The sequence below is a fragment of the Pseudomonas fragi genome (genome assembly GCF_900105835.1).
GTDB lineage: Bacteria > Pseudomonadota > Gammaproteobacteria > Pseudomonadales > Pseudomonadaceae > Aquipseudomonas > Aquipseudomonas fragi.
Window position 1 is genome coordinate 5022600 of the sequence record NZ_LT629783.1, and the last position, 23310, is coordinate 5045909.

Here is a 23310-nt window from a genome sequence, read left to right on the forward strand (position 1 = left end):
TTGGCTTATTAGGTGCTGAATGCAGAATAAATTTGGAGCGTTTCAGTACCTGCCTTTATTCTGCGCCGGGGGCTATTTGTGCTTGACCGTGGCCCTTTTTTTCTGGGGGGCATTTCACTGGCCTGTGGACAACGGCGGTCTATTGGCACTGTTTTTGGGTATCACTTTATTTGGCATCGGCTTGGGTTTTTTTATCGGTGTCGTAAAGCAAGGGGCAGGCAACGAGTTAAGGTCCTGGAGGACTTTTTATCGTATCGGTGCCGTCGCCAGCACGGCATTGGTTTTTCCGGCAACTTGGGTATACACAGGTAAATGGCCTTGGGAAATTTTCAGTGTATTGGGCGATCAGGGACTTGCTTACCGTGAAATGCTGATGGCGCTTGAGGCCGATGAATCAGGAGTCAGGGGCTATCTGGCCATTGTGCGAGCTGTTTTAGCCCCTTTTGTATTTTGCGTTGTTCCCTTCGCAATCTTGAAGTGGAAAGAACTCAACAAATTGGATGTGCTGCTGCTGATTTGTCATGTCCTCGCCATTCTGGTCTTTTCGTTTATGCGTGGAACAGATCGTGAAACGGGAGACTTGCTGGTCTATGTAATTATGGTGTCAACGGTTGTCATTGCCCGACTGACTGTCAGGGATGGTCGTTTTCCATTTAAGTTGTCTCGAATTATTGTGATCTCGCTCTTTCTGGGCGCTGTTTTCTTTTTTACCTTTTCGCTATTTATCGAGCGCAAGGAATCAAGGATGGGAGGGGCTGAAAGCTTTTGTATTGCACAGGGGGTCGTATGTTCAGAGCGTGACCCTAGAGAGGCAGAGCTGTTCAAAGGCAGCGCATTTGCTTTCGAAATGCTTACCGCCTATGTGTCCCAAGGCTATTTTGGACTTTCCTTAGGGCTTAAGGAGGAATTTACATCGACCTATGGGTTAGGTCACTCGTCATTCATCATGAGCATGTACACAAAATTTTTTGACGATTCAATGTACAAAAGAAGTTATCTGTACAAGATCAGTCAGGCGGGTTGGGATGACAAGGCCCAGTGGTCGACAATTTTTGCGTGGATTGCCAGCGACGTCAGCTTCCCGGCAGTCCCCCTATTGATGGTTGTCTTTGGGTTCTTGTGGGGAAGTTCCTGGCGGAGCGCTGTTGTGTATGGCAGTGATACGGGGGCTTTGATTTTTCTGTTTATGTCCCTGGCTGTTTTTTATATGCCCGCTAACAACCAGTTGACACAAACCCTGGATTCATACTTTGCGTTTGTGTTCTGGCTTTTTATGTGGTTGTGCAATTCCAGGAATAAAGACAGCAACAGTTAACTGTGTTTTTGAGCGAGTGAGGTTTTCATGTTTAAAGATAAAACGCTTCTGATTACCGGTGGCACAGGTTCTTTTGGTAATGCAGTGCTTAAAAGGTTCCTGTCTACCGATATCAAAGAAATCCGAATTTTTAGCCGTGATGAAAAAAAGCAAGATGACATGCGTAAGCGTTTTGCCAGTGATAAGCTAAAGTTTTATATTGGCGATGTGCGTGACTATCAAAGCATTTTGAATGCAACCCGCGGTGTTGATTTTATTTTTCATGCTGCCGCGCTCAAGCAAGTTCCATCGTGTGAGTTTCACCCGATGGAGGCTGTCAAGACCAACGTGTTGGGTACCGATAATGTTCTTGAAGCGGCGATTCAAAACAATATCAAGCGTGTCATTTGCCTGAGCACTGATAAAGCTGTGTACCCTATCAATGCAATGGGCATTTCCAAGGCGATGATGGAAAAGGTCATGGTCGCCAAATCACGTGCAGGCAACTCAACGGTCATTTGTGCGACCCGTTATGGCAACGTCATGGCTTCCCGTGGTTCGGTCATTCCGTTGTTCATTGATCAGATTCGGGCAGGCAAGTCGCTGTCGATCACCGACCCGAACATGACGCGTTTTATGATGACGCTGGCCGATGCGGTCGACCTCGTTTTGTATGCCTTTGAACATGGCAACAATGGCGATATTTTCGTGCAAAAGGCGCCGGCGGCTACGGTCGATGTCCTGGCCCGTGCGCTAACGGACTTGGTAGGCAAGCCCCAACACCCGATTCAGGTTATCGGTACTCGCCACGGTGAAAAGTTGTACGAGGCCTTATTGAGTCGTGAAGAAATGGCCTGCGCAGAGGATATGGGCGATTACTTCCGGGTTTTGCCAGATCTTCGTGACCTGAACTACAGCAAATTTGTTGAGCAGGGCGAAGAGAAAATTTCTCAGACAGAAGACTACAACTCGCATAACACCGAGCGTCTCGACGTTGAAGGCATGAAGCGCTTGCTACTCAAACTGGATTTTATGCGTGCGATCCAGCGCGGCGAATTTGCAACGCCTGAGGAGTGACCATGAAGGTTCTGATTACGGGTGCAAATGGATTTGTTGGAAAAAATCTTGCCGTACATTTGAAAGAGCGCAAAGACATTGAAGTGCTTTGTGCTTTTCGCGACGATGACCCAGCGTCCCTGATTACAAAGGTCGCTCAGGTTGATTTTATTTTTCATCTTGCCGGGGTCAATCGCCCCAAAGATGTAGAAGAGTTTAAAGCCGGCAACACTGACTTGACCCAGCAGTTGGCAGACGCGATTGTTGCCAGTGGCCGGAAAATCCCGTTGGTCTACACGTCTTCCACTCAGGCGGCACAGGACAACGCTTACGGTTTGAGCAAGCTTGGGGCTGAAGACGTTCTGACCCGCCTGGCAGCGACTCACGGCAGCAATGTGTATTTATTCCGCCTGCCGAATGTTTTTGGCAAGTGGGCGCGACCGAACTATAACTCCGCTGTCGCGACGTTCTGCCATAACATTGCTCGGGGTTTGCCGATACAGATCAATGACCCTTGCGCGCAGATTACCCTGGTTTATATTGATGATGTGGTCAGGCATTTTGTGGCGTTAATGGATGGCCTGAAGCCAGACGCGTCGTTTGTGACGGTGGAACCGCAGTACGAGATCACCGTAGGCGATTTGTCCAAAACGCTGCACGCTTTCCGTGAGAGCCGCAATACGCTGATTACGGAGCCTGTCGGTAAAGGCTTGATTCGCGCGCTGTATTCCACTTACCTGAGTTATTTGCCGCCAGAAAGCTTTACCTACGAGGTACCGAAGTATGGTGACCCTCGTGGTGTATTTGTCGAAATGCTCAAGACCCCCGATGCGGGGCAGTTCTCGTACTTTACAGCGCACCCCGGGATCACCCGTGGCGGCCACTATCACCACACCAAAACGGAAAAGTTTTTAGTGATCCGCGGTGAGGCCAGTTTCAAGTTCAGGCACATCGTGACGGGTGAGTTTTATGAACTCCACACAAGTGGAGAACAACCCGTTATTGTTGAGACGGTGCCTGGCTGGACCCACGACGTTACCAATATCGGCCAAGAAGAAATGATTGTCATGCTGTGGGCAAATGAAATATTTGATCGAGCACATCCTGATACATACGCATTGGCCGTCGGTGATCACGCTTAAGCTGCTTGGAGTAGAGACTTGTTATGAAAAAATTGAAAGTTGTTACTGTTGTCGGCACCCGACCGGAAATCATTCGTTTGTCTCGCGTCATGGCAGCACTGGACGAGCACTGTGACCATATTCTGGTACACACCGGTCAAAATTATGACTACGAATTGAATCAGATATTCTTTGATGATCTGGAGATTCGTAAACCGGATCATTTTTTAAACGCGGCGGGTGCCAGCGGAGCGGAAACGATCGGTAATGTCATTATCGCCGTAGACCGTGTGCTTGCAGAGATCGAGCCTCACGCGCTGTTGGTCCTGGGCGATACCAATAGCTGTATGGCTGTTATTCCTGCCAAACGTCGCAAGATTCCTACGTTCCATATGGAAGCTGGTAATCGTTGTTTTGATATGCGCGTCCCTGAGGAGATCAATCGTCGTATTGTCGACCACACGGCGGACATCAACCTGACCTACAGCACCATTGCACGTGACTATCTGCTGCGAGAAGGCCTCTCTCCGGATATGGTCATCAAAACCGGCAGTCCGATGTTCGAAGTGCTCAATCATTATCGTCCAGGTATTGATGCTTCTGATGTGCTTGAGCGCCTGGGGCTTGAAGCGGGCAAGTTTTTTGTTGTGAGCGCCCATCGTGAAGAAAACATTGATTCTGACAAGAACTTCCTGAAGCTGGTTGATGTGTTGAACGCAGTTGCCGAGCATTATGGTTATCCGGTGATTGTCTCCACTCATCCGCGCACCCAAAAGCGTGTCGATGCCATGGGCGTGACATTCCACGAACAGGTGCGTTTGCTCAAACCGCTGGGTTTCAAAGACTACAACAAGCTACAGCTTGACGCCAAGGCGGCACTCTCCGACAGCGGTACCATTAATGAAGAGTCGTCGATCCTTAACTTCGCGGCCTTGAACTTGCGTGAAGCCCATGAACGCCCGGAAGGTATGGAAGAAGCCGCTGTGATGATGGTGGGCCTGGAGGTTGAGCGGGTGATGCAGGCTTTGGCATTGCTGGAGAGCCAGAAACGTGGTGCAAACCGCTCGTTTCGTCTGGTAGAGGACTACAGCATGCCAAATGTCTCCGACAAAATTGTTCGCATCATTCACAGCTATCGCGACTACGTCATGCGTGTGGTCTGGAAAAGGTATTAAGTAAATGGCAGTCCGTATTTTACTGATGACTCAATGGTTTGACCCAGAGCCAACATTCAAGGGGCTGGTCTTCGCTCGTGAGTTAGTGAAACAGGGCTTTGAAGTCGAGGTGGTTACGGGCTTTCCAAATTATCCAGGCGGCAAGATCTATCCTGGATTTAAACAGAGGCTGATACAGCGAGAATTAATTGATGGTGTAAATGTCACGCGTGTTCCGCTTTATCCTAGTCATGGGCAAAGTGGTATTGGGCGTGTTATCAATTATGTGAGTTTTGCGGCATCCAGTCTTTTTTATGGTTTGTTTTTCGCCAAGCGACCTGACGTTATCTATGCGTATCACCCGCCTCTGACAGTAGGCATAGCCGCTTCGTTTATACGTTTATTTCGTCGTGTACCGGTGGTGTATGATATTCAGGATATGTGGCCGGATACGTTGAAAGCAACCGGCATGTTTTCCAACGAAAAACTGCTAAGCATTGTGTCTCGCGTCTGTGATTGGGTATACCGCCGGGTCGACAGGCTGGTTGTGCTGTCGCCAGGGTTCAAAGCCATTTTGATTGAACGTGGTGTGCCGGAAGCGAAAATTGAAATTATTTACAACTGGTGTGCTGAAGATCATCTGACTGCGGGTTCGGGCCCCGCTTTTTCTTTTTCCAATGCTTCTAAATTTCACATCCTGTTTGCCGGGAATATGGGCAAGGCCCAGGCGTTGGATTCTGTGTTGGAAGCTGCCGAAATTTTGCAGTCGCGGGGCAGCTCTGCCGAGTTTATCTTTCTCGGGGGAGGGGTTGAAGTTGACCGGCTCAAGAACTTGGCTGCCCAGAATTCGTTGGCCAATGTTGCTTTCTTGCCTGCTGTGCCGATGACGGAGGTAGGCCGTTATCTCCAGGCCGCGGATGCCTTGTTGGTTCACCTTAAAAAAGATCCACTGTTTGCCATTACGATTCCTTCCAAGACGCAAGCTTACATGGCGGTGGGTAAACCTTTGTTGATGGCGGTTGAAGGCGATGCTGCCGACTTGGTCAAGCAAAGCGGTTGTGGTCTGGTTGTGGAGCCCGAGAATGCAGCGTCTCTTGTGTCGGCAGTGGAGGTGCTTCTGGCGGCCAAAGATGAAGAGCGTGCCTTGATGGCTGATAAGGGGCGTGAGTTTTATCAGAGCCATTTATCCCTTCAACAGGGCGGGGTGAAATTCGCGAGGATATTTAACCAGTTGGCGAAAAAGTAATTTTTTCTCGATTATCAAACCATAGCCGAAGGTTGGGCGTGGTGCGGGTGAGGTTTATGCTCAAACGTCTTTTTGACATTGTTGTATCTTTTGTTGCACTGGTTGTGTTGTCCCCGGTTGTTCTTTTTGTGGCCTGGAAAGTTAGAAAACACTTGGGCTCGCCGGTTATTTTTCGGCAAGTGCGTCCAGGTCTGTATGGCAAACCATTTGAGATGCTTAAATTCAGAAGCATGCGTGATGCCCTGGATAAGGCAGGTAACCCACTCCCTGATAATCAACGAATGACAGGGTTCGGCAGCTTTTTACGCTCCAGCAGCCTGGACGAATTGCCTGGCCTCTGGAATGTATTGAAAGGTGAGATGAGTCTGGTTGGCCCCCGGCCATTGTTGATGGAGTATTTGCCGCTCTACAGTGCTGAACAATCACGTCGTCATGATGTAAAACCGGGAATCACAGGCTGGGCACAAGTCAATGGTCGTAATGCAATCAGTTGGGAACAGAAGTTTCAGTACGATATTTGGTATGTTGACCATCAGTCATTTTGGCTGGACCTGAAGATCCTTGCCCTGACTGTGAAGAAAGTTTTTGTTCGTGAAGGGATAAGTGCTGAGGGTGAGGTCACCATGCCAAGGTTTCTGGGTGATGCGCCAACACGCAAGCTCGCTATTCTGGGGGCGGGTGGGCACGCAAAGGTGGTTGCCGACACTGCTGAATGCTGTGGCTGGAAGAATATAGAGATTTTTGATGACAGTTGGCCCTCGGTTTGCCTCACAGGCGATTGGTCAGTTGTGGGTGATACGCAGGTACTACTGTCGCGTTTGCAGGAGTTTTCTGGCGTGGTAGTTGCGATCGGCAATAATGAAGTCCGGACTGCAAAGATTGAATTATTGATCCGCCACGGTGGGCCTCTTGTAACCCTGATCCACCCTTCAGCGACGATCAGTCGATACGCCAAGCTCGGGGCTGGGGTAGTAGCTTTTGCAGGGGTTGTTGTGAATGCCGGAGTTACGATTGGCGATGGAGCCATTTTGAATACGGGTTGCAGTATTGATCACGATTGTATTTTGGATGTTTGTGTACATGTCAGTCCAGGCGCAAGGATAGCTGGGGCCGTACGTATTGGCCGGTTGAGTTGGGTCGGGATTGGTGCCAGCGTCAGGCAAACAATCAATATTGGCGCGCATGTCACAGTGGGTGCCGGCGCTGCCGTGGTTAACGATATTGCTGATGGTGTGACAGTTGTCGGTGTACCCGCTAAAGTCCTGCCTGGCCATAAATTTTAGAAGTGCTTTTCACCGCTGTTTATGACATCCCGGACGTGCGCGGGTTGACGTTTGCAACATTCAAATCAAGAGAACTGAATTGTGCTGAATACTCCATTTTCTCCCTGGCCCTCTTTCACTGAAGAAGAAGCCAATGCTGCACGCGATGTCATCTTGTCGAACAAGGTCAATTACTGGACTGGCCAGGAAACGCGCTCGTTCGAGAAAGAATTTGCCGCATGGTCAGGTACCGAATATGCCGTAGCTCTGGCCAATGGCACAGTGGCGCTGGACTTGGCATTGAAAGCACTTGGCATTGGTGCCGGGGATGAAGTGATTGTTACGTCACGCACCTTTCTGGCGTCTGTCTCCAGTATTGTCAATGCGGGTGCGATCCCGGTTTTCGCCGATGTCGATCTTGATTCGCAGAATTTCACGGCAGACACCATCCGGTCGGTTTTGACCCCCCGCACCAAGGCACTGATCTGTGTTCACCTGGCAGGCTGGCCCTGTGACATGGACCCGATCATGGCCCTGGCCAATGAACATGGCCTGAAAGTGATCGAGGATTGCGCCCAGGCTCACGGCGCTTATTACAAAGGTCGTCCGGTCGGCTCCATTGGTCATATCGGCGCCTGGTCGTTCTGCCAGGACAAGATCATGACCACTGGCGGTGAAGGCGGCATGGTCACCACCAATGATCGCCAGCTATGGGCAGACATGTGGGCTTACAAGGATCATGGCAAAAGCTGGGAAGCGGTTTACGAGCGTGAACACGCACCTGGTTTTCGCTGGCTGCATGAAAGCTTCGGGACCAACTGGCGGATGCTTGAAGTGCAGGCGGTGATCGGCCGGATTCAGCTGCGTCGCATGCAGGACTGGCATCGTGCGCGTCTCGACAATGCCCTGGCCATCTGGACTGCTGCCCGGCTACTGCCTGCGCTACGTGTTCCCGACTTGCCAGACGATGAAGTTCATGCAGCCTACAAGTGCTATGTTTTTGTTCGCCCGCAATGCCTGAAGCCGGATTGGTCCCGCGATCGCATTCTCAATGAGATTATCGCCCGGGGCGTGCCAGCTTTCTCTGGCTCTTGTTCCGAGGTCTATCTGGAGAAGGCGTTCGACAACACCGACTGGCGCCCGGCGCAACGTCTGGCCAATGCCAGGGAGCTGGGGGAGACGAGTATGATGTTTATGGTTCACCCAACCTTGACCGGTGAAGAGATCGGCTTGACCTGCAGGGTGATCAGTGATGTTGTTCAGCAAGCCTCGTTGCCGTGAGGTGTAACCTTGCGGCAAAGGGAAGGGGCATGGCTGTTGCAGTGCGTTGATGGTTTTTTAGGGCAGTAAAGGTGTTCAGGGGTTTATGGATAAAATTCGAGCGTATTTACTCAACCTTTCGCGGCGACAAAAACGCGTTATACAGGTCAGCACCGATGTAGTGCTCGTCTGGATAGCGCTGTGGCTTGCCTTCGTTGTGCGCCTGGGGATTGACGAAATGGTCAATCCTTTCAAGGTACACTTCTGGCTGTTTGTCGTTGCCCCGGTTGTCGCCATCCCTTTTTTTATCCGTTTCGGCATGTACCGCGCCGTCATGCGTTATTTCGGCAACGATGCGCTGATTGCCATCATCAAGGCGGTCAGTCTGTCGTCGCTGGTCCTGGCCGTGGTGATGTATTGGTACAGCACCCCTGAAAATGCCGTGCCGCGCTCGATAATCTTCAACTACTGGTGGCTGAGCCTGATCCTGCTTGGTGGCTTGCGCCTGGCCATGCGTCAATACTTCCTTGGCGACTGGTTTGCGGCTGTCCAGCATGTACCGTTTACCAATCGCGATGACGGCCTGCCGCGGGTGGCCATCTACGGGGCCGGTGCCGCAGGCAACCAACTGGTAGCCGCCTTGCGCATGGGGCGCGCCATGCGGCCCGTTGCGTTTATCGACGATGATGAAAGTATTGCAGATCGCATCATCTCTGGCTTGCAGGTTTACAAGCCTGAACATATTCAGCAAATGATCGAACGCACGGGCGCCCAGGAGCTGCTGCTGGCCGTCCCTTCTTCGTCCAGGGCCCGTCGCCGCGAGATTCTGGGCTTGCTCGAGGGGTTCCCTCTGCATGTGCGCAGTGTTCCCGGTTTTATGGATCTGGCCAGTGGCCGGGTCAAGGTTGACGATATCCAGGAAGTGGATATTGCCGATTTGCTGGGCCGCGACCCGGTACCTGCGCAAGGCGAGCTGCAGGAGCGTTGCATCAAGGGTCAGTGTGTCATGGTCACAGGGGCTGGCGGCTCGATCGGTTCGGAGTTGTGCCGGCAGATCCTGGCGTTGAAGCCAACCACGCTGCTGCTGTTCGAGCACAGCGAGTTCAACCTGTACAGCATTTTTGGCGAGCTGGAGCGCCGGGTCAGCCTGGAATCGCTGTCGGTGAAAGTACTGCCGATCCTGGGTTCTGTGCGTTACCCGCACAAGTTGCTGGATGTGATGAAGACCTGGCATGTCGATACGGTGTATCACGCTGCAGCCTATAAACATGTGCCAATGGTTGAGCACAATATTGCCGAAGGTGTACTGAACAACGTTATCGGTACGCTAAACACCGCTCAGGCGGCCCTGCAGTCGGGTGTATCGAACTTCGTTTTGATCTCCACTGACAAGGCTGTGCGCCCGACTAATGTGATGGGCAGTACCAAGCGCCTTGCCGAAATGACCCTGCAAGCACTCAGTCGTGAAGTGGCGCCTGTGCTGTTCGGTGATTCGGCCAATGTGTCACGGGTGAATAAAACCCGTTTTACTATGGTGCGTTTTGGCAATGTGCTGGGCTCTTCCGGGTCGGTGATCCCGCTGTTTCACAAGCAGATCAAGGCCGGCGGCCCGCTGACCGTGACTCACCCGAAGATTACCCGCTACTTCATGACTATCCCGGAAGCCGCTCAACTGGTGATTCAGGCCGGTTCAATGGGGCAGGGGGGGGATGTATTTGTTCTTGATATGGGTGAGCCGGTGCGCATTGTCGAACTGGCCGAGAAAATGATCCATCTGTCTGGCTTTAGCGTGCGCTCGGACAAAAATCTGCATGGTGATATTGAGATCGAGTTCACCGGCTTGCGCCCTGGCGAAAAGCTTTACGAAGAGTTGCTGATTGGCGACAACGTAGTCGCGACCCGACACCCCATGATCATGTGTGCCAACGAGGACATGTTGCCTTGGGATGAACTCAAGCAGCGATTGTCGCAATTGCTTGAAGCGGTTGATCAGGATGACTATGTGCGCGTGCGCCAGTTGTTGCGTGAGACGGTCAGCGGTTATGCCCCCGAGGGTGAGATTGTTGACTGGATTCACCAGCAGCGCCGTGTCGAGCCATCCTGATTACATACCCTGCAATGCTCTGGTTTTTGACACTCTTTAACCATCGCCTAAGTTTGAAATACAGCTCAGGAAAGCTGTTTTCAACTTAACGATGTTATGGAGTGTCAATTATGCGTACCGCTTTTCTCTCTTCGATGTTTTTTGCCCTGATGGTGGGCATTACCGGTGTGGCCCATGCCACGCCGGCGGCAGGTGCTGTTGAGCCGGTGGTTGCTATGCAAGCAATGTCGGATGCCAAGGTGGTAACGATAAACATCAACACCGCAGATGAGGCGACCCTGCAGCGTGAACTCTCTGGCGTAGGCCCTGTTAAAGCCCGGGCGATCGTGGCTTACCGCGAAGCCAATGGTGACTTTGTTTCAATCGATGAGTTGCTTGAGGTCAAAGGCATAGGCAAGGTTATTTTCGACAGAAATCGCGACAAACTTGCGGTCAACTGAACGCCGGGCTACTGAACGGAAAAAGCCAGTCAATGACTGGCTTTTTTGTGGCTGGCTGTAAGCGTTCAGGCAGGTGGGACAGACTGCTTCAAGGCACTGCGTGTGACGTCGAAAATCTTGTGTTTCAGCGCGTCACTCTCTGCACCGCGGGCGAGAACCAATGCGCCGACCAGGGTGGCGAAGATCACGATGCTCTTGTCTTCGCTGTCAGCCCCTTGCAGGGTGGCTTGTATCTGTTTGAGCCTGGCGTCGATAACATGGTCGGTGGTAGCACTGGCCTGGCCCTGCTGGGCCATCTCCACGGACATGGTCGGCAACGGGCAGCCTTCATGGGGTGAGGTCAGGTGCCATTCAGACAAGTAAGCATCGATAAAGGCATGCAGCGGCTGGGGCTGGCTGAAGAGTTCGGCGCAGATACCGTCAACCTGGCTGGCGGCGTGCTGCAAGGCTTTTTCTACCAGATCGTTTTTGGATGAAAAGTGGGCATAGAACCCCCCGTGAGTAAGGCCCAGTGATTTCATCAGGGGCTGCAGGCCTGTTGCACCAATACCGTCTCGTCGAAAGAGTCCGGATGCTTCTCTGACGATGCGCTGATGGGTTTGGGCTTTATGATCGTGTGAGTAGCGCATGGCAGGTGTCTCTTTATGCAATGGACCATCATAGCGTCGACTTTCAAGCAGATGCAGTGGTAAATCGTGCAACTGCTTGTAGGTTTTTCCCACTGATGCTGATTCCTTGAAATGCAGGCCCTGACCGTTTATCTGGTTACCCGTCCTTTGATTCTTTGGCGTCCATTTCGGCATTGCGTTCGGCTACGCGTTTGCGTTGCTCATCGGTCAGTTCAACTTTGTTGGCGGTGTCACGCAGGGTCATCAGGGCGCCGAGGATGGCACCAATGGCGACGACGATAATTAACCAGGCATACCAAGGCATAGAGTGTTCTCCGTGTTTAATGCCGTACAGGGCTGGGTTGCAGTGTGCGGCGATTTATCCTGTTAAGTGAGTAAGTGTTCGATGCTTTCAGTGTAGGCCGGTTATTCGCGCGTGTGCGGGATAACCTTGGTTATGACTAAAAACGTGAATTTGCGATCATCGGGTGCCGGTCAGCGGCTGGTTCCGCTACAATGCGCGCCGATTTCGACCAGCCTGAGAACCCGCTAATGTCCGACTGCCAGACTCCTATTATCGTCGCCCTGGATTTCCCAACGCGTGACGCCGCATTGAAACTGGCTGATCAATTGGACCCCAAGCTGTGCCGCGTCAAGGTGGGCAAAGAGCTGTTCACCAGCTGTGCTTCGGAAATTGTCGGCACTTTGCGTGACAAGGGTTTTGAAGTGTTCCTGGACCTGAAGTTCCACGATATCCCCAATACCACGGCAATGGCGGTCAAGGCCGCTGCCGAAATGGGCGTATGGATGGTGAACGTTCACTGTTCCGGCGGCTTGCGCATGATGGCCGCTTGCCGTGAAGTGCTCGACAAGCGTACCGGCCCGCAGCCGTTGTTGATTGGCGTGACCGTGCTGACCAGCATGGAGCGCGAAGACCTGGCCGGTATCGGTCTGGATATCGAGCCTCAGGAGCAGGTGCTGCGCCTGGCAGCCTTGGCCGAAAAGGCCGGAATGGACGGCCTGGTGTGTTCGGCTCTGGAAGCGCAAGCGCTGAAAGCTGCGCACCCGAGCCTGCAGTTGGTGACGCCGGGGATTCGTCCTGCGGGCAGTGCGCAGGATGATCAACGCCGTATCCTGACCCCTCGCCAGGCACTGGATGCCGGTTCTGACTATCTGGTGATCGGTCGCCCGATCAGTCAGGCAGCCGACCCTGCCAAGGCACTCGCTGCTGTGGTCGCTGAACTGGCTTAAGGCTGTTTACGAACGGTCTGATGCTGGGGGAGCGGGCTTGCGCCTGTATCGCGAGCAAGCCCGCTCCCACCTTTATGTGGCGTGTCAGACCTTCAACACCAGCTTGCCGTGATTTTCCCCGCTGAACAGCTTCGCCAGGCTCTCCGGGAAGCTTTCCAGGTCTTCAACAATATGCTCCTTGCTTTTCAACTGGCCCTTGAGCAGCCAGCCCGCCATCTCCTGCCCGGCCGCGGCATAGCGATCGGCGTAGTCCATCACCACAAAGCCTTCCATACGCGCGCGATTGACCAGCAGTGACAAGTAGTTGGCCGGGCCTTTCACGGCTTCCTTGTTGTTGTACTGGCTGATGGCGCCGCAGATGATGACCCGCGCCTTGAAATTCAGGCGGCTGAGGACTGCATCGAGAATATCGCCGCCCACATTGTCGAAAAACACATCAACGCCTTTAGGGCATTCGCGTTTGAGGCCTGCGAGTACATCTTCGCTCTTGTAGTCGATGGTGCCGTCGAAGCCAAACTCCTCGACCAGTCGCGCGCATTTTTCCTCGCCACCGGCGATGCCCACTACGCGGCAGCCCTTCAACTTGGCAATTTGCCCGGCAATGCTGCCAACAGCCCCCGCTGCGCCGGAGATCACCACGGTGTCTCCTGCTTTGGGTGCGCCGACATCCAGCAATGCGAAGTAGGCGGTCATGCCGGTCATGCCCAGTGCGGACAAATACACCGGCAGCGGTACCAGTTTCGGGTCGACCTTGTAGAAACCCCGTGGTTCGCCTGTGAAGTAATCCTGCACGCCCAGGGCACCGTTGACGTAATCCCCGACGGCAAAGCCCGGGTGTGCCGAGGCGATGACCTTGCCCACACCGAGGGCGCGCATCACATCGCCCAGCGCAACCGGCGGTATATAGGACTTGCCCTCGTTCATCCAGCCACGCATGGCCGGGTCAAGGGACAGGTATTCGTTTTTGACCAGGATCTGCCCCTTCTCGGGCTGTACCACGGGCACTCGCTGGAAGGTGAAGGTGTCGCGGGTTGCTGCACCGACTGGACGTTTGGAGAGCAGGAATTGGCGGTTTGTCTGGTCAGTCATTGCTATAACTCATTGGAGATTGATCACTGTTGATAGACCTTCTCAAGCCACAGGGCAAGTGAATGCGCGTTTACGAATAGGTTTTTATCAGTGGCGGTGATGGTGGTAGGCAGGCTTTTATCACTCGGATAAATAAGCGGATGACCGTGCCTGAATGTTTCGGGGCACCGATGCACTCTGCTGAGGATTACACCAATGGGCATGACGTTTACCGGGCAAGTGGCTGTGGTAACGGGCGCCGGAGCAGGCATAGGCCGGGCCACGGCCCTGGCGTTTGCCGCCGAAGGCCTGAAAGTGGTGGTGGCTGATCGGGATGTGGCAGGCGGCGAAGATACTGTGGCTCGGATAAAGGCGGCGGGTGGCAGTGCGGTTTTCGCGAGCTGCGATGTCACTGTCGAAGCTCAGGTCAAAAATCTGATGGAAAAGGTGATCAGCACCTACGGTCGCCTGGACTATGCCTTTAACAATGCCGGGATCGAGATCGAGCAAGGTCGCCTGGCCGACGGCACCCTGGACGAGTTCGACGCGATCATGGGGGTGAACGTCAAGGGGGTGTGGTTGTGCATGAAATATCAGTTGCCATTGATGCTGGCCCAGGGCGGCGGGGCGATCGTCAATACCGCCTCGGTGGCCGGGCTGGGCGCTGCACCGAAAATGAGCATCTACTCGGCGTCCAAGCATGCTGTGATCGGGCTGACCAAATCAGCGGCTATCGAGTATGCGAAAAAGCATATTCGGGTTAACGCCGTGTGCCCCGGGGTGATCGATACGGATATGTTCCGCCGCGCTTATGAGGCCGACCCGCGCAAGGCCGAGTTCGCCGCCGCCATGCACCCGGTGGGCCGTATCGGTAAAGTCGAAGAGGTGGCCAGCGCCGTGCTGTATCTGTGCTCGGACGGCGCGGCCTTTACCACCGGCCATGCGCTGGCAGTGGATGGTGGGGCACTGGCGATCTGATCGCTCAGCGTACCTTGACGTTCAGGATCATCAAGGTCAGCACACCCGCGACAATGCCCCAGAATGCCGAGCCGATTGAAAACAGGGTCATGCCCGATGCCGTGACCATAAAGGTGACCAAGGCCGCTTCACGCTCCCTGGCTTCGCCCATGGCAATGCTCAGGCCGTTCATGATCGAACCGAACAGTGCCAGGGCGGCAATCGACAGCACCAGTTCCTTGGGCAGTGAGGCGAACAGGGCGGCCAGGGTGGCGCCAAATATGCCGGCAATGCCATAGAAAATCCCGCACCACACGGCTGCGGTATAGCGTTTTTTCGGGTCTTCGTGGGCATGGGGGCCGGTGCAGATGGCGGCACTGATCGCCGCCAGGTTGATGCCGTGGGAGCCGAAAGGTGCCAGCAGCAAGGAGGCCACGCCGGTGGTGGTGATCAGTGGCGAGGCCGGTACGTCATAGCCATCAGCCCGCAGCACGGCGATGCCCGGCATGTTTTGCGAGGTCATGGCCACCACGAACAGCGGGATGCCGATGCTGATGGTCGCGGCCAGCGAGAATGATGGCGTGGTCCATACCGGTACGGCCACTTCAAGGGCAAAACCGCTGAAGTCCAGCAGCCCGAGCATGCCCGAGAGCAGGGTGCCGATCAGCAGCGCCGCCAGCACGGCGTAGCGCGGCGACAAGCGCTTGACGATCAGGTAGGTAAAAAACATGCCGATCACCAGGCCGGTGCGGTGTTGCGCGGCGACGAAGATTTCGCTGCCGATCTTGAACAGGATGCCCGCCAGCAACGCGGCGGCCAGGGATGAGGGGATGCGCTTGACCAGGCGCTCAAAACTGCCGGTGATGCCACAGATGATCACCAGTACCGCGCAGGTGATATAGGCCCCGATGGCTTCACCGTAACTGACACCGCCCAGGCTGGTGATCAACAGCGCCGCCCCCGGGGTGGACCAGGCGATGGTGATCGGTGTGCGATAACGCAAAGACAAGCCTATGCTGCAAACAGCCATGCCGATCGACAGTGCCCAGATCCACGATGAAATCTGCCCGCTGGTAAGTCCCGCTGCCTGCCCCGCCTGAAACATCAGGACCAGGGAGCTGGTGTAGCCGGTCATCATGGCGATAAAGCCTGCGACCACCGCCGAGGGCGAGGTGTCTGCCAGTGGATGCAAGCGCGGCTGCGGGGTGTCGGTCATGGAACGGTCTTCCTTGTGTGCTATAGGAGTTCGGACAGGCGACAAGCCTAAACGTAAAGGTTGTATTCAGTTGCAATACAGCAGGGTTCGTAAACGACCGTACAGTCGTACTGGCACTGTGCTTTGTGTACAATGCGTCCTGTTTTTTGCATTAATTTCTGGTCGGCGACACCCGTTTACGTACTAACGTAACCCCTTCATCGCCGCCGCTTCCCACACGAGTGCCCATGAACGAACAGTTGCAGCCTCTCAAGAAACAACCCCGCGCTGGCAAGGCCGGCCGCAGTGGAACCCAGGACGATATCGTCTACGCGCATATTTTCGAGGCGATCCTTGAACAGCGTCTGGCGCCTGGCACCAAGTTGAGTGAAGAGGCTCTGGGCGAAATCTTTGGCGTGAGCCGCACCATTATCCGTCGCGCCTTGTCGCGTCTGGCCCATGAAGGGGTTGTTTTGCTGCGCCCCAATCGCGGTGCAGTGGTGGCGAGCCCGAGCGTGGATGAAGCGCGCCAGGTGTTTCTGGCCCGGCGACTGGTTGAAAAGGCGATTACCGAACTGGCGGTGGTGCATGCCACGGCAGATGACCTGGCGCAATTGCGCAAGATGGTGCAGGACGAGCGCGACAGTTTTTCGCGGGGCGATCGCGGTGCCGGGATTCGCCTGTCGGGCGAGTTTCACCTGAAGCTGGCCGAAGCGGCCAAGAATGCTCCGCTGATCAGCTTTCAGCGCAGTCTGGTGTCACAAACGTCGTTGATTATTGCCCAGTACGAGAGCGGTAACCGCTCGCACTGTTCGTATGACGAACACATGCAGCTGATTGATGCCATTGAAGCCCGGGATGCCGATCAGGCCGTGCACCTGATGATGCACCATATGGATCATATCGACAGCAAGCTCAACCTCGACGAAGAAAGCGCCTCGGATGACTTGCACGCAGTGTTTTCGCACTTGCTGCAAACCAAGGGCAAAAGCCCCCGGCCTGCTGCCAAGCTTTAAGCCTCGGCTGCTCTTGTGGGAGCGGGCTTGCCCGCGATGCAGGCGACGCGGTGCTTTAGTTAAACCGCGCCGATACCCTCGCGAGCAAGCCCGCTCCCACCAGGGTGATTATCAGCGTTGATGTACCAGATTACCTGCTGCGTAGGTTTGCTGCACGGTGCGGTCGTCGCCCAGGGTCATCAATACAAACAGCGTTTCGGCGATGTTTTTTGACTGCTTCAGGCGATAGCTCATCAGCGGCGTAGCGTTGTAGTCCAGCACCAGGAAATCAGCGTCGCTGCCCGGTTGCAGATTGCCGATCTTGTCTTCCAGGCGCAGTGCCCGCGCCCCGCCCAGCGTAGCCAGATACAACGACTTGAACGGATTGAGGCGTGCGCCCTGCAGCTGCATGACCTTGTAGGCTTCGTTCAGGGTGTTGAGCAGCGAGAAGCTGGTGCCCGCGCCAACATCCGTGCCCAGGCCAACATTGAGTTTGTGTTTCTCGGCCATCGGCAGGTTGAACAAACCGCTGCCCAAAAACAGGTTGGAAGTAGGGCAGAACGCCACTGCCGAACCGGTCTCGGCCAGCCGTGCACATTCCTCGTCACACAGATGCACACCGTGGGCAAATACCGAGCGTTCGCCCAGCAACTGGTAGTGGTCGTACACGTCCAGATAACCCTTGCGCTCCGGGAACAGCGACTTCACCCACTCGATTTCCTGCAGGTTCTCGCTGATATGGGTGTGCAGATACACATCCGGGTATTCGCCCAGCAGCTTGCCCGCCAGGGTCAGTTGCTCCGAGGTGCTGGTCGGCGCGAAGCGCGGGGTGACGGCATAGTGCAGGCGGCCCTTGCCATGCCAGCGTTCGATCAGCGCCTTGCTCTCGCTGTAGCCGGTTTCGGCGGTGTCGGTCAGATAGTCCGGGGCGTTGCGGTCCATCATCACCTTGCCGGCGATCAGGCGCAGGTCCAGACGCTGTGCGGCCTCAAACAGGGCATCCACCGATTGCGGGTGTACGCTGCCGAACACCAGGGCCGTGGTGGTGCCATTGCGTAGCAGTTCCTTGAGGAAAACATCGGCCACTTCGTCAGCATGGGCCTTGTCGGCGAACTGGTTTTCGCATGGGAAGGTGTAGGTGTTGAGCCAATCAAGCAACTGCTCGCCGTAGGCACCGATCATCCCGGTTTGCGGGAAGTGGATATGGGTATCGATAAAGCCGGGGGTGATCAGTGCATCCTTGTACTCGGTGACTGCAATGTCGGCGCTCAGTGTGCCAAGCAGTTCGCTGGCCGGCCCCACGGCTTTGATCCGGCCGTTGTCGACCACCAGCAAGCCGTCTTCAAAATATTCGTAGGAGGCCTCGATCCCGACTTCGGCAGGGTCGGCGATGCTGTGCAAAATGGCGGCGCGATAGGCTTTACAGGTCATGGCAATTCTCAGTGTGTGGCATGGCTGCGTCGTGAAGATGGCAGCAATTGTTTAATGGATTCAGATGACGCGCTGTCGGCGCTCGCAGTGTGCTGGCCGAAATGGGTGTTGTAGGTGGCGATGATTTCGCCGGCGATGGAAATCGCGATTTCAACAGGCAGTTTGCCTTTGACTTCGCTCAGGCCCATCGGGCAGCGCATGCGCTGCAAAGGTGAGGCAGCGATACCGCGCTCACGCAAGCGATGCTCAAACTTCACGCGCTTGGTTTTGGAACCAATCAAGCCGAAGTAGGTAAAGTCGTTGCGTTTAAGCAGGGCAGCGCTGAGTTCCAGGTCCAGGGCGTGATTATGCGTCATGACGATGCAGTAGCAACCCGCTGGCAGTGCATCGACCTCGTCAACTGGCTCATCGGTGACGATTTTTTCCACGCCCGGGGGCATGACTGACGGGAATTCCTGCTCCCGAGAGTCGATCCAGCGCACCCGGCAGGGCAGACTGGCGAGCAGGGGTACCAGAGCCCGGGCCACATGGCCGGCGCCAAACACCGCAATCTGTGCCTGCACCTTGCCCATGGGTTCGAACAGCAGCACGGCCACCCCTCCGCAACACTGGCCAAGGCTGGCGCCGAGGCTGAAACGTTGTAGATGGGTATCGTGCTTGCCGCTGTCGAGCATCTGGCGGGCAATTTCCATTGCCTTGTACTCCAGATGACCGCCACCGATGGTATCGAAGATTTTATCAGCGCAAATCACCATCTTTGAACCGGCATTGCGCGGGGTAGAGCCTTGCTCTTCGATGATTGTCACCAGCACGCAAGGTTCGCCTTGCTGCTGCAGCTCGGCCAGGGCGCTGATCCAGTTATTCATGCTGATCTCCCGACAGGCTTTTGCGCATTTGCTCACACCCCCACAGCACCCGCTCCGGGGTGGCCGGGGCATCAATCGCAGGTTGCACGCGATAGTCGGCCAGGCTTGCCACGGCGTCCTTGAGCGCGCACCAGGCGGCGATGCCGAGCATAAATGGCGGCTCACCGACAGCCTTGGAGTGGAACACGGTGTCTTCGGGGTTCTTGCGGTTTTCTACCAGGGTGACGCGCAAATCCAGCGGCATGTCTGCCACCGCCGGGATCTTGTAGCTGGCCGGGCCGTTGGTCATCAGCTTGCCCTTGGCGTTCCACACCAGTTCTTCCATGGTCAGCCAGCCCGCGCCCTGGATATAGCCGCCTTCGATCTGGCCGATATCAATGGCCGGGTTCAGCGAAGCACCAACATCGTGGAGGATGTCGGTACGCAACATCTTGTATTCGCCGGTCAGGGTGTCGACGATGACCTCGGCGCAGGCGGCGCCAAAGGCAAAGTAGTAGAACGGTCGGCCGCGTGCCTGGCTGCGGTCATAGAAAATTTTCGGGGTTTTGTAGTACCCGGTGCTTGAGAGCGACACCTGGCCGAAGTAGGCCTGCTGGATCAGGCTTTCAAAACTGATGATCTGCTCGCCAATGCGCACCTGGCCGTTGTGAAAGATCACCGCCTGTTCGTCGACCTGATACTTGCCGGCTGCAAACTCGATCAGCCGCTGCTTGATGGTTTCGGCTGCGTTTTGCGCGGCCTTGCCATTGAGATCGGCGCCACTGGACGCTGCTGTAGGCGAGGTGTTGGGCACTTTGTCAGTATTGGTGGCGGTGATCTGCACACGGCTGATATCCACCTGGAACACCTCGGCCACTACCTGCGCGACCTTGATATTCAAGCCCTGGCCCATCTCGGTGCCACCGTGGTTGAGGTGGATGCTGCCATCGGTGTAGATGTGGATCAGCGCACCGGCCTGGTTGAGAAAGCTGGCGGTAAAGGAAATGCCGAACTTGACCGGGGTCAGCGCCAGGCCTTTTTTCAGGATCGGGCTGGCGGCATTGAACGCCTTGATCGCTTCGCGGCGTTCGGCGTACTGACTGCTGGCCTCCAGGTCGGCGGTCATTTCTTCCAGCAGGTTGTGTTCCACGGTCTGGTAGTAGTGGGTCACGTTGCGTTCGGTCTTGCCATAGTAGTTGGCCTTGCGCACGGCCAGCGGATCGAGGCCCAGGTGGCGGGCGATGCGGTCCATGACTTCTTCGATGGCGACCATCCCTTGCGGGCCGCCGAAACCGCGGTAGGCGGTGTTTGACGCCGTGTTGGTTTTACAGCGATAGCCATTGATCGTTGCATCGCCCAGGTAGTAGGCGTTGTCGGCATGGAACATGGCGCGGTCGACGATGGAGTTGGACAAGTCCGGTGAGCAGCCGCAGTTGCCCGCCAGGTCCAGCACGATGCCCTGCAAGCGGCCGCTGGCGTCGAAACCGACGTCATATTCGATATAAAACGGGTGGCGCTTGCCGGTCATCAGCATGTCTTCGGCCCGTGGCAGGCGCATCTTCGTCGGTTGCCCGGTAAGGCGTGCCACCACGGCGCACAGGCAGGCGGGGCTGGCGGCCTGGGTCTCCTTGCCGCCAAAGCCACCGCCCATGCGGCGCATGTCGACGACAATCTTGTTCATCGACACATCCAGTACCTCGGCCACCAGCTTCTGCACTTCGGTGGGGTTTTGCGTGGAGCAGTACACGATCATCCCGCCATCTTCGGTGGGCATGACCGATGAAATCTGGGTTTCGAGGTAGAAATGCTCCTGCCCGCCGATATGCAGGTTACCTTGCAGGCGATGTTCGGCCTCGGCCAGTGCGGTGCTTGAGTCGCCGCGTTGATGGGTGTGGGTGTCGAGCACAAAGTGTTTTTGGCGCAGGGCCTGCACCACGTCCAGCACGGGTTCCAGATCTTCGTATTCGATAATGGCGGCCATTGCCGCCCTGCGTGCTGTGTCCAGGTTGCTGGCAGCCACAGCCAGGACCGGCTGGCCGACAAACTCCACCTTGTCGATGGCCAGCAGCGGGTCGCCGGGCAACAACGGGCCGATGTCCTTGAGGCCGGGGATATCTTCGTGGGTGATGACCAGGCGCACGCCTTCGAAGGCGTAGCAGGGCGTGGTGTCGACACGCAGGATTCTGGCGTGGGCACGGTCGGACAGGCGTGCGAAAAGGTGTAGCTGGTTGGGGAATTCCAGCCGGTCATCGATGTACTGCGCTTCTCCGCTGACATGCTTTTCGGCGCTGTCATGCTTGACGCTGCGACCTACGCCGGTTTTCAAATCCTGCTGGAAGAGGGCGGTCAGCTCGGCCTGGGTCGGGGCAACCTTGTGATGGTTAGACATAAGCTGTTACCCGCGTCTCGAGATGTGGCGTTTGCTGTTCGATAAAGTATTTGCGCAGCAGGTTTTGTGCACTCAGCAGGCGGTATTCCTTGCTGGCGCGAAAGTCCGAGAGCGGGGTGAAGTCGTTTGCCAGTGCAGCGCAGGCCCGTTCGATGCTGGCGCTGTTCCAGTCGGCGCCGAGCAATGCTGCTTCGCAGGCGGCGGCGCGTTTGGCGATGGCCGCCATGCCGCCGAATGCCACGCGGACCCCGGTCACCACGCCATTGTCGATGTGCAGGTTGAATGCTGCGCAAACGGCGCTGATGTCGTCGTCCAGGCGCTTGGAAATTTTGTAGGCGCGAAATGTCTGGCTGGGATCGGCACGGGGAATGATGATCTTTTCGATAAATTCACCCTCCTGGCGCGCGGTAACCCGGTAATCAATGAAGTAGTCTTCAATGGCCAGCGTGCGGCGGGTTTGGCCCTTGCGCAGCAACAGCTGCGCGCCGAGGGCAATCAGCAGCGGGGGTGAGTCGCCAATCGGCGAGGCGTTGCCGATATTGCCGCCCAGGGTGCCTTGATTGCGGATTTGCAGTGAGGCAAAACGCTGCAGCAGTTCGCCAAAGTCCGGGTGCTCGGTATTGAGCGTGGCATAGGCATCAGTCAGGGAAACGGCGGCGCCGATTTCAATGCGATCGGCGAAGTGCTCGATGCGCTTCATCTCGGCCACGTTGCCGACGTAGATCATCACCGGCAACGGGCGATGAAACTGGGTGACCTCCAGTGCCAGGTCGGTACCGCCTGCCAGCAGCCGGGCCTGGGGCTGGGACTCGTAGAGTTCGGCCAGGTCGCTGACGGTCAAGGGCAGCAGGCAGCGTTTATCGCCGCTGTTGAGTTCGCCGGTCTGGCTTGGGGTGATTGCCTTGAGCTGGGCGATGGTTGCGCTGTGCCGGGCATCGAACTGATCCGGTTGCTGCCCGGCGCATGCCTGTTCGGCAGCCGCCAGTATGGGCCGGTAGCCCGTGCAGCGACAGAGGTTGCCGGCAAGTGCCTCGTGGGCTTGATGGCCATCAGCCTGGCCGCTGCTGTTTTTTTGCAGGGCGAACAGCGACATCACAAAACCCGGGGTGCAAAAGCCGCACTGTGAGCCGTGGCAGTCGACCATCGCCCGCTGCACGCTGTGCAGTTGGCCCTGGTGTTTCAAGTCCTCGACGCTGATCAGTTGTTTGCCGTGCAGTGCCGAGACAAAGGTCAGGCACGAATTCAGGCTGCGATAGCGCAGCCGCTCAAGGCCCTGGTCGTCCGTGTGCAGTTCGCCGACCACCACGGTGCAGGCGCCGCAGTCACCGCTGGCGCAGCCTTCTTTGGTGCCGGGTTTGTGCAAGTGCTCGCGCAAATAGTTGAGCACGGTCAGGTTGGGGTCCAGCGTGTGCTCGGTGCGCAGCGTCTGGTTGAGTAGGAACTGGATCACGGAAGGCCTCGCATAATCATTATTGTTGTAACGCGGGATGAGTAGAAATCTAGCTAAAGTTGACCTGCGGGTCAAGAAATAGAGCTCGCTCATCCCTGTGATTGATATCCGGGGGATTTATTTGCTTATTTCGTGCCATATTCGGCCTCCGGGGCTCTGCGCGAGCGCCCACCAAGTGCGTTAC

Annotated in this window: 19 protein-coding genes and 2 pseudogenes; 13 read left to right on the forward strand and 8 right to left on the reverse strand. The window is 55.8% G+C overall.

Annotation, left to right across the window (positions count from 1 at the left end; genetic code table 11):
- Window positions 1–19 precede the first annotated feature (19 nt).
- The 10 genes and pseudogenes from BLU25_RS23125 (at window position 20) to BLU25_RS23165 (ending at window position 10937) form a co-directional block, all read left to right on the forward strand.
- Complete coding sequence (locus BLU25_RS23125; protein ID WP_016780256.1) at window positions 20–1315, forward strand: hypothetical protein; 1296 nt, start codon at window positions 20–22, stop codon at window positions 1313–1315.
- Between the two features lie 27 nt (window positions 1316–1342).
- The gene (locus BLU25_RS23130; RefSeq protein WP_016780257.1) at window positions 1343–2371 is read left to right on the forward strand and encodes a polysaccharide biosynthesis protein; all 1029 of its coding nucleotides are present in this window, start codon (window positions 1343–1345) and stop codon (window positions 2369–2371) included.
- 2 nt (window positions 2372–2373) lie between these two features.
- On the forward strand, window positions 2374–3492 hold the full coding sequence (gene wbjC / locus BLU25_RS23135; RefSeq protein WP_016780258.1) for a UDP-2-acetamido-2,6-beta-L-arabino-hexul-4-ose reductase: 1119 nt from the start codon (window positions 2374–2376) through the stop codon (window positions 3490–3492).
- 23 nt (window positions 3493–3515) lie between these two features.
- Window positions 3516–4646: a non-hydrolyzing UDP-N-acetylglucosamine 2-epimerase gene (gene wecB / locus BLU25_RS23140; protein ID WP_016780259.1), complete on the forward strand. Its 1131-nt coding sequence runs from the start codon at window positions 3516–3518 to the stop codon at window positions 4644–4646.
- Window positions 4647–4650: 4 nt separating this feature from the next.
- Window positions 4651–5871 carry a glycosyltransferase family 4 protein gene (locus tag BLU25_RS23145; protein ID WP_029611335.1) on the forward strand — a complete coding sequence of 407 codons (1221 nt, stop codon included), beginning with the start codon at window positions 4651–4653 and terminating at the stop codon, window positions 5869–5871.
- A 56-nt stretch (window positions 5872–5927) separates the two neighbouring features.
- Window positions 5928–6512, forward strand: a pseudogene (locus tag BLU25_RS23805) (sugar transferase); the annotation flags it as partial.
- Window positions 6513–6587: 75 nt separating this feature from the next.
- A pseudogene (locus tag BLU25_RS23810) lies at window positions 6588–7154 on the forward strand (NeuD/PglB/VioB family sugar acetyltransferase); the annotation flags it as partial.
- 81 nt (window positions 7155–7235) lie between these two features.
- The gene (locus BLU25_RS23155; protein ID WP_016780262.1) at window positions 7236–8414 is read left to right on the forward strand and encodes a DegT/DnrJ/EryC1/StrS family aminotransferase; all 1179 of its coding nucleotides are present in this window, start codon (window positions 7236–7238) and stop codon (window positions 8412–8414) included.
- A gap of 85 nt (window positions 8415–8499) precedes the next feature.
- Window positions 8500–10497: a polysaccharide biosynthesis protein gene (locus BLU25_RS23160; protein WP_029611336.1), complete on the forward strand. Its 1998-nt coding sequence runs from the start codon at window positions 8500–8502 to the stop codon at window positions 10495–10497.
- Between the two features lie 110 nt (window positions 10498–10607).
- The gene (locus BLU25_RS23165; protein WP_016780264.1) at window positions 10608–10937 is read left to right on the forward strand and encodes a ComEA family DNA-binding protein; all 330 of its coding nucleotides are present in this window, start codon (window positions 10608–10610) and stop codon (window positions 10935–10937) included.
- A gap of 65 nt (window positions 10938–11002) precedes the next feature.
- Here BLU25_RS23165 and BLU25_RS23170 read toward each other — a convergent pair whose 3' ends face one another.
- Window positions 11003–11566: a TetR/AcrR family transcriptional regulator gene (locus tag BLU25_RS23170; RefSeq protein ID WP_016780265.1), complete on the reverse strand. Its 564-nt coding sequence runs from the start codon at window positions 11564–11566 to the stop codon at window positions 11003–11005.
- A 136-nt stretch (window positions 11567–11702) separates the two neighbouring features.
- Complete coding sequence (locus BLU25_RS23175; RefSeq protein WP_016780266.1) at window positions 11703–11870, reverse strand: DUF2897 family protein; 168 nt, start codon at window positions 11868–11870, stop codon at window positions 11703–11705.
- Between the two features lie 227 nt (window positions 11871–12097).
- Here BLU25_RS23175 and pyrF point away from each other — a divergent pair, with 227 nt between their 5' ends.
- Complete coding sequence (gene pyrF / locus BLU25_RS23180) at window positions 12098–12796, forward strand: orotidine-5'-phosphate decarboxylase (protein WP_029611337.1); 699 nt, start codon at window positions 12098–12100, stop codon at window positions 12794–12796.
- An 84-nt stretch (window positions 12797–12880) separates the two neighbouring features.
- Here pyrF and BLU25_RS23185 read toward each other — a convergent pair whose 3' ends face one another.
- Window positions 12881–13885 carry an NADP-dependent oxidoreductase gene (locus BLU25_RS23185; RefSeq protein ID WP_016780268.1) on the reverse strand — a complete coding sequence of 335 codons (1005 nt, stop codon included), beginning with the start codon at window positions 13883–13885 and terminating at the stop codon, window positions 12881–12883.
- Window positions 13886–14080: 195 nt separating this feature from the next.
- On the opposite strand from BLU25_RS23185, the gene BLU25_RS23190 reads away from it, so the two are divergent.
- A complete protein-coding gene (locus tag BLU25_RS23190; RefSeq protein ID WP_016780269.1) occupies window positions 14081–14842 on the forward strand; it encodes an SDR family oxidoreductase in 762 nt (253 codons plus the stop codon).
- Window positions 14843–14846: 4 nt separating this feature from the next.
- Here BLU25_RS23190 and BLU25_RS23195 read toward each other — a convergent pair whose 3' ends face one another.
- Entirely contained in the window at window positions 14847–16037 is a 1191-nt protein-coding gene (locus BLU25_RS23195) for a benzoate/H(+) symporter BenE family transporter (RefSeq protein ID WP_016780270.1), read from the reverse strand.
- 227 nt (window positions 16038–16264) lie between these two features.
- On the opposite strand from BLU25_RS23195, the gene BLU25_RS23200 reads away from it, so the two are divergent.
- Window positions 16265–17032 carry a GntR family transcriptional regulator gene (locus BLU25_RS23200; RefSeq protein WP_016780271.1) on the forward strand — a complete coding sequence of 256 codons (768 nt, stop codon included), beginning with the start codon at window positions 16265–16267 and terminating at the stop codon, window positions 17030–17032.
- Window positions 17033–17143: 111 nt separating this feature from the next.
- Here BLU25_RS23200 and guaD read toward each other — a convergent pair whose 3' ends face one another.
- The 4 genes from guaD to xdhA are packed head-to-tail and all read right to left on the reverse strand — an operon-like array spanning window position 17144 to window position 23126.
- Window positions 17144–18442 (reverse strand): guanine deaminase, encoded by a 1299-nt coding sequence (guaD, locus tag BLU25_RS23205; protein ID WP_016780272.1) that lies wholly within the window; start codon window positions 18440–18442, stop codon window positions 17144–17146.
- 8 nt (window positions 18443–18450) lie between these two features.
- Entirely contained in the window at window positions 18451–19308 is an 858-nt protein-coding gene (xdhC, locus tag BLU25_RS23210; protein ID WP_016780273.1) for a xanthine dehydrogenase accessory protein XdhC, read from the reverse strand.
- Complete coding sequence (xdhB, locus tag BLU25_RS23215) at window positions 19301–21676, reverse strand: xanthine dehydrogenase molybdopterin binding subunit (protein ID WP_083369852.1); 2376 nt, start codon at window positions 21674–21676, stop codon at window positions 19301–19303. The genes xdhC and xdhB overlap by 8 nt, the downstream gene beginning before the upstream one ends.
- Window positions 21669–23126 (reverse strand): xanthine dehydrogenase small subunit, encoded by a 1458-nt coding sequence (gene xdhA / locus BLU25_RS23220; protein WP_016780275.1) that lies wholly within the window; start codon window positions 23124–23126, stop codon window positions 21669–21671. Before xdhA ends, xdhB begins: the two co-directional genes overlap by 8 nt.
- Window positions 23127–23310: the final 184 nt, after the last annotated feature.